We start from the raw sequence: 11,687 nt of genomic DNA, 5'->3' as shown, positions 1-11,687 counted from the left end.
GGTCAGAAGGCAGTTTCATTTATAATTCCAAGTCTTGGCCTGGTAGCTCAGTCGGTAGAGCAGAGGATTGAAAATCCTTGTGTCGGTGGTTCGATTCCGCCCCGGGCCACCAAGAAACATCAAAACCACCTTCGGGTGGTTTTTTCATTTGTGGTTTTGTGACGTCGTTTAAAACGACAAAAGATGAGGGGGCAACTTTCACCCCCTTATTGTGGCAAGCCTAGTTCTTGAATAGATTTGCTAAGAACGCATCAATTTCTCGAGTTGCCTTTTGCGTAGCATCATCATCTTTGCCCACGTGAGGGTTTAACTCAACGCAAGCATCAGAGTATTTGAACTCTTGATTTGTTTGGGTGTTAATCAAATTGCCCGCTGTCTTTTCAACAATCCTACAAGACCTAACAGTTTGTGCGTCTTTTGAAACTACAGGAGGCGCGGCCCCCAATGGAGAATCAAATGCGTGTGGGCCAAAGTCATACTCAAACATCTCTACATTTTGGTTGGCCGCTTTTAATTTACCTACGTAATCTCTACAAGCAGTTATAGGGTTGTAGTCATCTGTGATGCCGTGATGAAGCTGAATAGGCTTACCAGTAGTCTTTGTGTCACTGATGTAGCTTGTCACACAATCGGCATAAAACGGAATGTGTGCGGCAAATACAGTTCCACTCTTATTCCACATCTTATTAAATCGCTCTACGCTGGCGAATAGAGTTGCTTGCCCGCCCCTAGAAAAGCCCATCATTACAAACTTGTTGGAATCAAGACGTGGGTGCTTAGCCAAAATTTCCATTGCTTTATAACTATCAAGAGCAAGATTCAATCTGCCAAGTAGGGCTTGATTAGGGCCCACAACCGTTAGACCTCTTCCTGTAAAGCCATCCATACTAAATGTGGCATAGCCTTGTCCTAGGAAGTGATTGGACCAATAGTCGATGTTTGCCCCCATACCGCTTGAGCCGTGTACCAAAAAGATGACTGGAATTTTTTGACTTACTGGTTTGGGTGGAAAGCGAAGAATGCCGTTAACAGTTACCTCCTTGCCATTTTTGTCCCCGAGCAAAAACTGCTTGTCAGATATTGTTAAGCTCGGAATGGAATAGATTTCTGAGCGTGGCGGGTAAACGATATCAGTCCCAGCCTGCGAGCAAAAAGATACAGCCGCCAGAAAGACTACAAGTAAATACTTCATTAGATTTTGTCCCCAGTGTTTTTATTGATTTATATTGCCAAAAAATAGTAGCAGAATCTACGCCGAAGATCCTTAGTGGAAAGCCCTTGGAAGCTAGAGTCAGACATCCTGGGCCCTGGTCGATTCCGCCCCGGGCCACCAAGAAACATCAAAACCACCTTCGGGTGGTTTTTTCATTTGTGAAGCAATGTCGCTTTAAACGACATTGATTGGATTCACTCCTCTAATAGGCTTCTTAGCATCCAAGCAGTTTTCTCATGGATATCTTGTCGTTGAGTCAGAAGATCTGCTGATGGTTGATCGCTTGCTTTTTCAACAAGGGGAAAAAGTTTACGAGCAGTTTTTGCCGTAGCTTCTTGAGCCTTAACAAGATGCCTCACCATATCTATTGCCATTGGCACCCCTTCAACTTCTTTGATTGAGGTCAGTTTTGAGAACTCTTTATAAGTGCCAGGCGCTGGCTCCCCGAGTGCTCTGATGCGCTCTGCGATTAAATCGAGCGCCGCCCACTGCTCCGTATATTGAGCCATGAACATAGTATGAAGGGTGTTAAACATTGGGCCCTTCACATTCCAATGAAAGTTATGCGTCATCAAATATAAGGAATAGCTGTCAGCCAAAAGCTCTGATAGTCCTTTGGCAATGGCTTTTCGATCTTTTTCGTTAATGCCAATATCTATTTTTGTGCTCATTCTATGCCCCTGTTTTTTGTAAAAATTTTCATGTGAAGTTACTCATCCGCTCATCATGCGCCACTACGCAACCAAAAGATAGGGCGGCGCTGTAGGCAGCGGTCAACATCCCCCCAATCCAGCTACAAACACCACAGCCCTTTCTTTTATTTGGGCTGAGTTTGAGGCTTAAGGACTGTTGCCAAATCCTGCTCATATATGTGATTAATGAAGTACAAGCCCTCAGCTATTGCTGCCAATCTATTTTGAATTTTCATTTTTAACTCCATCTGTTGTTGGTTGCGATGAAGCTATCTTGTTCCTTATGGAGATACCAGTCCAACGAATTTAAGTGAACTAGGATATCGAATAAATCGATGAGCAGATCTAAATCCTCGGCCTTGGTCGATTCCGCCCCGGGCCACCAAGAATTTCAATAGCCCACTTGTTGGGCTATTTTCTATCGAGGCTTGGTAGGGTTAGAATCCATTAATCTCGCATATCCCATTAAGAAATGTCCTTCAAAAGGACAGTTTTGTAACTTGAACTCCATTGCTATAAATCATATTTTGATGGGTTGGCTTAAAGCCGACAGTTAACAAAAAATCATCCATTTCTAGATTCTTGTCTTCTTCAAAAAATGATTTCACTTTTGCTCTTAACTTAAAGTCACCCACATGTATTTCTGTAATGGTTTTCCAAATATCGCCGCAGATTGCTTTTAGTGGCTCTGGAAGGTTGTAATAGTTTCCATCCTCGGCAGGCTTGGGTATTTCAGAGTCTGCGTCGTAAGTTAAGGTGCTGTAGTGATAAAGATAGCCCAAACGAATTTTGTTTACGCCTTGAAGATAGGTAGTAGTTTCTTCATAAGACTTAAAGCAATCAAATTTAATAATTGATGTTGCAGTCAAATAGCCATTGGCTAGAAATTCATGAATACGATCTTTCATTTGCTCATCCAGCCCTATCATTGCTTAGCCAGCCAAAATGGCGCTGGATATTAGATTAAGTGCACATATTAAATACCTAGTGCTTCCTTTAGCTGATGTATCGCTACTGGTTTATACCGATAACCCCATCTGTTGCTGCTTCAAATGGATAGGTATAAGGGTAAATCGCTATGAGATGCTTGGATATAATTAGACACTCTCGGCGCCAGTGGATTCTGCTCGTGGGCCATCAAGAAATGCCAAAACGCCCTTCGTGCATGTTTATGTTTGGTGCGCAATCCCGACTAAATTACTAATCATTGCGTTTCCCTTTTTAGTTCATCAATAAGGGCGTAAAGTGAATTAGGCATACAAGGAGATTGTGATGGCTGACACGAAGGCAAGCTCTTACGAGCAGGGTTTAATGGACACCATAATGGCGTTAAGTAGGGAGGTTTCTAACCTACGGCAAGCCTACGAGATCATTTATCAGCGCATCCAAGCGATTTCCACGCTGGCTGATAAGACCACAGGCGATGCCGTAAAAGAATCTATCAATGCCGAAGAGTTAGCAAGACTGTCTTTAGTCGCCGCAAATGTTGCCAACAAGGCAGCCCTTGTATTGGGTGACGGTACTTTAATAGACGCTACTCAAGCCAGCGTATTAACAGCGGAAAAGGCACATAAGGTAGCTGCCGCATCCACAATCACCAATGCCAACAGGCAAACGGGGGGCGGAGCATTAAAGACCGATAATTAGAGTTAGACATCCTCGGCTCTAGTCGATTCCGCTACTGGCCACCAAGAAACATCAAAACCACCTTCGGGTGGTTTTTCTATTTTCTGAGTAGTATGTAAATAATCTCTCAAATACTCATAGACAGGCAATTGATATGTCAGTCAACACACAACTTCGCAGTCCCGATGCTACTATTGGTAGAGGAGAGGGTTCAGGCTTCTCCGGCGTGCAATGGCGTGAAGAGCCTGGTGCAGGAGTGGTATTGCTATGCGATAGCTATGTAATGACAGCGCCAACCTTTCCTTTGCACCCCCATAAACATATCAGCGCTGTAGCTATTTTGTTTGAAGATACAACAGGGCAAATGTACTCCTCTGATAGCGTTGGCACAAATCATCACTTTGGTGCGGGCGATGTGCATTGGACTCTTGCGGGTAGTGGTGTTGAACACACCCAAACACCAGAAGACGGCTCTAAGATTCATGCAGTACAAATGTTTATTGATTTACCACAAGAGCTTCGCAATTCATCGGCACAGACTTTTCATCTTCAAGCAAAAGACGCGCCAATTTATGAGGCAGAAAATTATAGAGTTCGTGTTTTAGTGGGCACTGTATTTGGATTGAGTAGCCCACTCGCGATTGCGCAAGATATTTTGATTGTTGAGGGCTGGAGTAAGTCCGATTTAACTATTCCTGTGCCTTCTGGCTGGAGGGTTTGGATATATGATCGCGATCACGAGCGCGCTGGTTACGCCAGAGAAGCAGTGGTCAACGGCCATTTCTTGATGGTGGCTTCCCCTTCGTGAAGCCCTTTTCAGCCTAATTTGTCGCTTTAAACGGCAGTTCGAAAGCGGGATAAGGCATCTTAGGCCCTAGTTGATTGCGCTCCGGACCATTAAGAAATACCAAAATCACCTTTGAGTGGTTTTGGTATTTGGGGATCTGCTATAAATTAGTTATCTATCAATGGAGCCAGTATGACTCAATCGTCCCGCCGTAATTTCTTAAAAACCTCTGCTGTTGGTGTTGCTCTTGCTTCTAGTGCGCAAACTTTTGCTCAAAGCTCAAGTCCATCTAAAAAGACTATTGCCGAAGTAGCAGCCTTGGTTGCCAAAGATGATATTCAGTCAACAGCAGGCTGGAATGATGGCTTAGTTCATCCCATCCCGTTTAAGAATCCATTTGCTCAGAATAAGGAGCGAGGTCTGGCTCTAGGCGGTGGTGGCTTCCCATTGATTGCTTGGTATGCCGGGTACCTCACCTCACTCAAAAAGAATGGCGTTGATCTGAGCATTGCCGATGTGATGGTCGGCACATCGGCCGGTTCTTTTTGTGCCGCGATGCTCAAAGCAGGACACTTATGGCGACTTGAGAGCGAGATTGATCTATTTGCGGAATTTCCAAAACTTCTTGCGCAAACGATGCCGGCAGTTCAATTTAATGTCTCTCAATTGAGGGCGCAACACGCTCAACTGACTGCTCATGATGCCGCTCCCGCCACAATTCAACGTATTGGTAAAGCGGCTATGGCTTCTTTGAATCCTGATGGCGCAGCTAATTATTACAAGGTAGCTAAAAAGTTGCTAACCACCACTACCTGGCCTTCTGACGGTGTATTTACTACGGCAATTGATTGCTTTACGGGAGAGCGCTTAGTAGTTTCTCGTCAAAACAATCTCCCCATAGATGTTGCTTGCGCCGCGAGCTCTTCGGTGCCCGGTCAGTTGGGGCCAACGTTTTTGAAGGAACGTTTATGTATGGATGGCGGTATCTACCAAACTAGCACTCATAGCGATGTGATTGCTGGTGTGAAACGCGCCATAGTGATTTCGTTAGGAGATGGCTCTATTAATGAGCAAAAACAAGGTTTGCGAATTTCTTCCCTGCCTAATACCCTTAATCAGGAAATCAAAGATTTAGAGGCTGGCGGAACAAAAACAAAACACATTGTTGTTGGACTTCCTCCTGGTATCAGTAAAGTAGAAAACCTGATTGATCCTAAGTGGATTGCGCCGTATTTTAAGTTCGGCCATGACAGAGGAATTGTAGATGCGCCGATGATGAAGGCGTTTTGGTCTTAAATGGAGAGGATCGAATATCCTCGGCACTGAGTGATCCCGCCCCGGGCCACCAAGAATCACCAAAACCACCTTCGGGTGGTTTTTTCATTTGTGCTGACGGATGAAGATCCGTTGCCTAGGATTAGAATGAAAAATAACCAACAAGAGGGGGCGTTATGAGTTCTAAGAAATTTGCGGTGGGACTGCTATTTGGCATGTCTGTATTTTCTTTGGCTAGTGCGGCGATACCTGAACCACCAAATCCGTTGGCAAATATCAACTTAACATTTGATCAGCGCCTTGAGCAAATGAAGCAAACTGATGCTGCCTTACTTAAGGCAACCCCAGAAGAGCGTAAAGAATACTGGCACAAGATGCGCGATCAAATGAAAGCTTTAAGCCCTGAAGATCGCAAATTGGTTCACGAAAAAATGAAGGCTCAATGGCAATCAATTACTCCTGAGCAAAAAGAAAAAATGAAAGCAGAGAGAAAGGCTTTCTTTGACGGGCTCACCCCTGAAGAGCAATCGGAAATGAAAGCCCGTAAAGCCAAATGGGAGAACATGAGTCCTGAGGAAAGACAAAGGTGGCATAAACAATCTAGCTAGGATTGCCAGCCTAGGCCCTGGTCGATTGCGCCCTGGGCCACCAAGAAACACTAAAACCACCTTCGGGTGGTTTTTTCATTTGTCCCAACGAAGGCGATTCATTAACCAAAACAAATGGCGTGGCATACAAAGGCGCAGATATTTGTTTATGATTGCTTCAAATGAAAATCCACCACGTCATATCATCGCTCACAATATTATGTGGCCTGACTCTTGTAGCCCCTTCAATCACTTATGCTTATCTACAAGATGAAATTCAAGTTTACGATGATGAAATTAATGCGAAGGGCGAATACAGTCTTGAGCTTCATCTGAACACAACACCTAGAGGAAATCAGCAACAAGGCTATCCAAATGAGGTCGTAAACAATAACAATACTCGCGTGACACCTGAACTAGCCTACGGCCTCGGACATGATCTAGAGGCGGGGTTTTATCTGAGTTACTCTAATAACAATAATTCGTTTAATTACGCTGGTGTTAAAGCAAGACTTAAGTGGTTGCCTTATCAAGAAGAAAAAGGCGATCTATTTTTTGCGGGAGTAAATTTTGAAGTTGCTGACACGCCTTATCCTTATGAGCCGTCGCGTTATAACGGGGAAGTGCGATTCATCATTGGCAAACATATTGATGAATGGCTTGTAGCATTTAACCCCATCTTTGATCAGGCGCTATCACAACCGCAGATTCATCAGGGGCCAGTATTTGCAACAGCAACCAGAGTTTCGCGTAATGTAACTACCGATTGGGCTTTGGGTGGTGAACTCTACACCAATGTAAATCAAGTTAATCAGCCGATTGTCTATCCCAATATGAATAATGTGATTTACGCCATGATGTACTTTGACGGTAAGCCGATTGCATTTCAGGCTGGCATCGGCAAGGGCATCAGTCATAACGCCGATCAAACTACATTAAAGGCAATTCTGTCCATTCCTTTGCCGTAATTGTTGCCCCGGTAAATAAAAGGAACTGGCATCCTGGGCCTGCTTGATTCCACCCGGGGCTACTAAGAAACACCAAAACCACCTTCGGGCGGTTTTTTCATTAAGTCCTCAGGCTGTGTGGGGCTAATGCAAGATTTTCTAAAACTACCTAAGATGTTGATATGAGTAATTTCTTAGATCCAGCAATTCTCTTTTTTGTTTTTGGTGTTTTTGCTGGCACTGTTAAATCTAATTTAGAAATTCCTCAGCCCATTGCCAGATTTTTATCTTTGTATCTCCTGATGGCGCTGGGCTTGAAGGGTGGCTTTGCGCTTCATAAATCAGGCTTTACTCTTGAGATTGGTTTAGGGCTTGGCTTGGCAGTATTTCTGGCAATCATCATTCCTTTGATGGGGTATTTAGTTCTCAGGACCAAGCTGAATAATTATGATGCTGCCGCTATTGCTGCGACTTATGGCTCGGTTAGCGCTGTCACCTTTATCACCGCAACCCAAGCGCTTGATCAATATGGCATTGCCTTTGGCGGGCATATGGCTGCCGCAATGGCTTTAATGGAGTCGCCTGCAATTATTTTGGCGATCTTGTTGGCCAATAGGGCGAGAGCATCAGCTACAAATTCAAAGCAGTCCACGAGCATGTCAAAGATTCTTCACGAATCATTTACTGATGGCGCACAACTTCTATTGTTGGGCTCAATGGTTGTTGGTTTGGTGAGTGGCGATAGTGGGCAAAAAATAATGGCCCCGTTTTCAATAGACTTGTTCAAGGGGATGCTTGCCTTCTTCTTGCTTGATATGGGCTTGATGGCGGCTAAGAACTTTGAGGGATTAAAAGGTAAGCCGCCAATTACTTTGTTTTACGCAATTGGAGCGCCTTTAGTCCACGCATCCATCGCATTGGGACTATGTAAGCTGCTAGGCTTGCCTCTGGGCGATACAGTCCTGTTAATGGTGCTTGCTGCAAGCGCTTCTTACATTGCTGTGCCGGCAGTATTAAGGCATGCACTTCCCGAAGTAAATCCTGCTTTATATATGGGGATGTCATTGGGCATTACCTTCCCCTTCAACATCATTCTGGGAATTCCTCTGTACACCTATGTAGCTGGGCTTACTTATTAATAGGATTTAGCATCCCCTGTCCTGGTCGATTCTGCCCTGGGCCATCAAGGAGCGCCAAAACCCTTTCGGGCAGTTTCTTAGCCTGGGGTTAATACTTTAGCTCTACTCAGTGCGCTGAAAACATTCACATCCTTTATAGTTATAAAAAATAAAACTATTAAAGAATATTGATTTGAAGAAATTATTGATGGCTCTGCTATTGGTTATGCTGGGCGCTTGCTCAAAGAGTGATGGCGATTTGACTCTGTCTTGTTATGGAACGAATATTCTTAATGCTGTAGACAAAACCAGCAATAGAGATGATACGAGAAACTGTATTTTTGTAGGCAAGAAGTTAGCCGGCTATGAGTGTGAGTGGAGCTCAAAAACGATCGTATGTTATGAAGCAAAGGATGACTCTGAAAAAAGAAGCAGATCTCATCTCATTTATGAGAAATTGACGGGGAGTTTTGTGGAGTTACATACTGAAAGAGCTAGTTTAGGCAATGCATTATTGGGCAGGAATATTTTTATTGGCAAATGCGCCACGCCAATTTTTAATTAATCTAGCGAAATTCTAGTTGAGGTGAGAGCCAGTTACCCTTTCTCCGCTTGCAATCTCGTTTCTAAAGAATGGTGCAGGTAGGATTGACTATTCTGGGCCGCGGTCAATTGCACTTTGTCACACCAAGAAATGCCAAAACCACCTTCGGGCAGTTTTTTGCCCATGGGATGCAAGGCTGTCGATTTAAACGACAATGTAAGTAGATAAGATATCCAGGAGACAACATGTATAAGCTCATTGCTTTTGATGCGTATGGCACATTGTTTGATGTGTATTCCATGGGCCAGTTGGCTGAGGAATTATTTCCGGGCCATGGCCAAGCATTTGCCTTAATGTGGCGCGATCGTCAAATTGAATACACCCGCCTAGTGACTATGAGCGATCCCAATCCGAATGGGAGTAAATACTATCTTCCATTTTGGGAGCTAACAATTCGTTCCTTGCGCTATGTTTGTACGCGGATGGGCTTAAGGCTCACTCCTGACTGCGAAAAGAGGCTGATGGATCAATATGCCAAGCTCACTAGCTTTGAAGATAGCCTAAGTGTTCTCAAAAGCATTAAAGAAAAAAGTTTATCAACGGCCATATTGTCTAACGGCAGTAAAGAGATGCTCGCTACCGTAGTGGAAAGTAATGGGATAAAACCCTATCTAGATAAGATCGTCACAATTGAAGATGTTCGTCTATTTAAAACGGCTCCTCAAGCTTACGAACTTTTACTAAAAGCATTTCCTGTGAAGAAAGAAGAAATTCTCTTTGTATCCAGTAACGCATGGGACGCTCTAGCGGCCAAATGGTATGGCTTTGATGTGTTCTGGGTCAATCGCTTGGGCCACCCATTTGAAGAGATTGGCGATCCGCCAAACTACGAGGGCGGATCCTTAAGTGAGGTGCTGGATGTTATTTAATTTCGCAACCATCATCGCGTGAAATAGAAATGAAGATTGCCCTTGGGTCCGCCGTATTTTTTCTTTCGTTGATTTCCGGTGTCCTTGCGCAAGAGACGGCGACTCCAATAGACTTGCGCCTACTTGTGGCGCGCAACGGCGATCGCTTTCAAATTAACGCTAGCTATGAGGCGCCTATAAATGCTTGTGAAGCCTTTGCATTTATTACGGATTATGAGGGCGCTAAATATTTACCGGGGATTGTTGACTCTAAGGTTGTATCGCGATCTGGAAACAAAGCAAGGGTGACTCGTTTATTGGAAGAGCGAATTTTATTTATTCCATTTGAAATGCGTTCAGAGCTGGAATACACAGAAGTGCCCAACAAAACACTCCACTTTGAACAACTGAGCGGGGACACAAAATATTACAAGGGAAGTTGGCGCCTCATTCCCGATAAAGGCTTCACGACCTTTGTTTATGATGGTCAGGTAGAGCCCAACTCACTCATTCCTTCGGTTGTCATTGAGTACTTCATAAAAAATATTCTTCGTCGTCAATTTGAGGCGATGGCGGAAATGGCATCTCAACGAAAATCGCTGACAAGGCTAAGCTGTAAATAGTGGCACCCAGATATCATTTGCTCTTGGCTTAAGGAGTGGTCTAGAATTTACCGATGAACCCTACTTACCCTGTCATCACCATCCACTTATTAACCGCGATGATCGCGGGTGGCATTATTGGCATGGAGCGTAGCTTTCATGGGCGACCCGCTGGCTTTAGAACACATGCTTTAGTGTGTTTGGCGTCAAGCTTATTAATGATGGTTACTGTATTTCAAGGTAGCTGGATCCCGGAAGCAAGTGCAGATTTATTTAGAACTGATCCCACCCGCATGGCTCAGGGCATCATGACTGGCATTGGTTTTTTAGGGGCTGGTGTAATCTTTAAAGAGGGGCTTAATGTTCGAGGTCTAACAACGGCTGCCTCCATTTGGATTACGGCGGCCATTGGAATTTTGTTTGGAATTGGATTTTATTATCCGGCGATATTGGCAACTACTTTGGCCTTAATTACGCTTTCTCTATTTAGATGGATTGAAACCAAGATACCGTCACACTATTACGCCAATAATACGATTGCCTTTTACAGAGACAAAGTGCCAAGCAAGGGGGCGATTGAACAATTGTTAACACGCCATGGCTTCAGGGTAGAAGGCGTTAGCTACCAAGTATCTGAAGACGGCCTCTTGTTTGAATATAAGATGACTATACGCACCAATGATCCTGATAATTTAATGAGACTTGCAGAACATTTAAATACTTCGGCAGATGTGAAGCGTTTTCAAATTTCCCCCACTGGAGATTAAGAAACTGTTTGTATGCCAGACACCTTTTCGGTTAGAGTGATTGCACTATGACCAATCTCAATCAACTGCCAGTAGACCTTCCCGTCCCCCAGGATGACGGGGCCACTAATCATTTAGTGGGGATGAGACTTCCTGATATTTTGTTGGCCGCCACTAAAGGTGGGTCTGTAAATGTGGCGGAGGTAAAAGGCAGGCTAGTTATTTACTGCTATCCCATGACCGGCCAGCCCAATGTCCCCTTACCAGACGGCTGGGATCAAATTCCAGGAGCTAGGGGATGTACTCCGCAAAGCTGTGCATTTAGAGATCACTACCAAGAGCTTCAATTACTTGGTGCTGAGGTGCTTGGGCTGAGCGTTCAGACAACGGAGTATCAGCAGGAAATGGCTGACCGCTTACACCTACCATTTCCAATACTCAGCGATGTGAACTATCAATTTCAGCGGGCATTAAATTTACCCACCTTTGTTGCTGCAGGAATGACGCTCTTAAAGCGGGTCACTTTAATTGCTGATGATGGAGTGATTCGAGCTGTTCATTACCCCATTTTTCCAAGTGATAGTGATGCGCCCTGGGTTATCAATTATTTGCGGGCTAATTAAAGAAATAGCCCATGGGGTT

The 11,687-nt window shown here is 44.3% G+C and carries 14 protein-coding genes and 1 tRNA gene; 12 read left to right on the top strand and 3 right to left on the bottom strand.

All coding sequences use genetic code 11. The annotated features are described in order from the left end of the window. The first annotated feature begins 36 nt into the window (after positions 1-36). A tRNA-Phe gene (locus FD960_RS10375) sits at positions 37-112 on the top strand. A gap of 108 nt (positions 113-220) precedes the next feature. Here FD960_RS10375 and FD960_RS10370 read toward each other — a convergent pair. The 3 genes from FD960_RS10370 to FD960_RS10360 all read right to left on the bottom strand — a co-directional run bounded on the left by FD960_RS10370 (position 221) and on the right by FD960_RS10360 (position 2,813). Next, entirely contained in the window at positions 221-1,192 is a 972-nt protein-coding gene (locus FD960_RS10370) for a dienelactone hydrolase family protein (protein WP_072584022.1), read from the bottom strand. 215 nt (positions 1,193-1,407) lie between these two features. Then, the gene (locus FD960_RS10365) at positions 1,408-1,884 is read right to left on the bottom strand and encodes a Dps family protein (RefSeq protein ID WP_215299152.1); all 477 of its coding nucleotides are present in this window, start codon (positions 1,882-1,884) and stop codon (positions 1,408-1,410) included. Between the two features lie 500 nt (positions 1,885-2,384). Further along, positions 2,385-2,813 carry a hypothetical protein gene (locus FD960_RS10360; protein ID WP_215299151.1) on the bottom strand — a complete coding sequence of 143 codons (429 nt, stop codon included), beginning with the start codon at positions 2,811-2,813 and terminating at the stop codon, positions 2,385-2,387. Positions 2,814-3,177: 364 nt separating this feature from the next. On the opposite strand from FD960_RS10360, the gene FD960_RS10355 reads away from it, so the two are divergent. The 11 genes from FD960_RS10355 to FD960_RS10305 all read left to right on the top strand — a co-directional run bounded on the left by FD960_RS10355 (position 3,178) and on the right by FD960_RS10305 (position 11,668). After that, positions 3,178-3,552: a hypothetical protein gene (locus FD960_RS10355; protein ID WP_215299150.1), complete on the top strand. Its 375-nt coding sequence runs from the start codon at positions 3,178-3,180 to the stop codon at positions 3,550-3,552. A gap of 133 nt (positions 3,553-3,685) precedes the next feature. Beyond that, positions 3,686-4,339 (top strand): pirin family protein, encoded by a 654-nt coding sequence (locus FD960_RS10350; RefSeq protein WP_215299149.1) that lies wholly within the window; start codon positions 3,686-3,688, stop codon positions 4,337-4,339. Between the two features lie 171 nt (positions 4,340-4,510). Further along, positions 4,511-5,614: a patatin-like phospholipase family protein gene (locus tag FD960_RS10345; protein ID WP_215300687.1), complete on the top strand. Its 1,104-nt coding sequence runs from the start codon at positions 4,511-4,513 to the stop codon at positions 5,612-5,614. A 155-nt stretch (positions 5,615-5,769) separates the two neighbouring features. Next, positions 5,770-6,201: a DUF3106 domain-containing protein gene (locus FD960_RS10340; protein ID WP_215299148.1), complete on the top strand. Its 432-nt coding sequence runs from the start codon at positions 5,770-5,772 to the stop codon at positions 6,199-6,201. 161 nt (positions 6,202-6,362) lie between these two features. Beyond that, on the top strand, positions 6,363-7,148 hold the full coding sequence (locus FD960_RS10335) for a hypothetical protein (RefSeq protein WP_215299147.1): 786 nt from the start codon (positions 6,363-6,365) through the stop codon (positions 7,146-7,148). Positions 7,149-7,309: 161 nt separating this feature from the next. Beyond that, positions 7,310-8,266, top strand: a complete 957-nt coding sequence (locus tag FD960_RS10330) for a sodium-dependent bicarbonate transport family permease (RefSeq protein WP_215299146.1) — start codon at positions 7,310-7,312, stop codon at positions 8,264-8,266. Between the two features lie 172 nt (positions 8,267-8,438). Further along, a complete protein-coding gene (locus tag FD960_RS10325) occupies positions 8,439-8,810 on the top strand; it encodes a hypothetical protein (RefSeq protein WP_215299145.1) in 372 nt (123 codons plus the stop codon). Positions 8,811-9,034: 224 nt separating this feature from the next. Continuing rightward, positions 9,035-9,718 carry a haloacid dehalogenase type II gene (locus FD960_RS10320; protein WP_215299144.1) on the top strand — a complete coding sequence of 228 codons (684 nt, stop codon included), beginning with the start codon at positions 9,035-9,037 and terminating at the stop codon, positions 9,716-9,718. A 29-nt stretch (positions 9,719-9,747) separates the two neighbouring features. After that, positions 9,748-10,320: an SRPBCC family protein gene (locus tag FD960_RS10315; RefSeq protein ID WP_215299143.1), complete on the top strand. Its 573-nt coding sequence runs from the start codon at positions 9,748-9,750 to the stop codon at positions 10,318-10,320. Positions 10,321-10,373: 53 nt separating this feature from the next. Continuing rightward, positions 10,374-11,066 (top strand): MgtC/SapB family protein, encoded by a 693-nt coding sequence (locus FD960_RS10310; RefSeq protein ID WP_215299142.1) that lies wholly within the window; start codon positions 10,374-10,376, stop codon positions 11,064-11,066. A gap of 47 nt (positions 11,067-11,113) precedes the next feature. Beyond that, positions 11,114-11,668: a peroxiredoxin gene (locus tag FD960_RS10305; RefSeq protein ID WP_215299141.1), complete on the top strand. Its 555-nt coding sequence runs from the start codon at positions 11,114-11,116 to the stop codon at positions 11,666-11,668. Positions 11,669-11,687: the final 19 nt, after the last annotated feature.

The organism is Polynucleobacter sp. AP-Nino-20-G2, assembly GCF_018688235.1.
Taxonomy (GTDB): domain Bacteria; phylum Pseudomonadota; class Gammaproteobacteria; order Burkholderiales; family Burkholderiaceae; genus Polynucleobacter.
The sequence above is the reverse complement of the archived record's forward strand: the minus strand, read 5'-3'. Positions and strand labels throughout refer to the sequence as shown.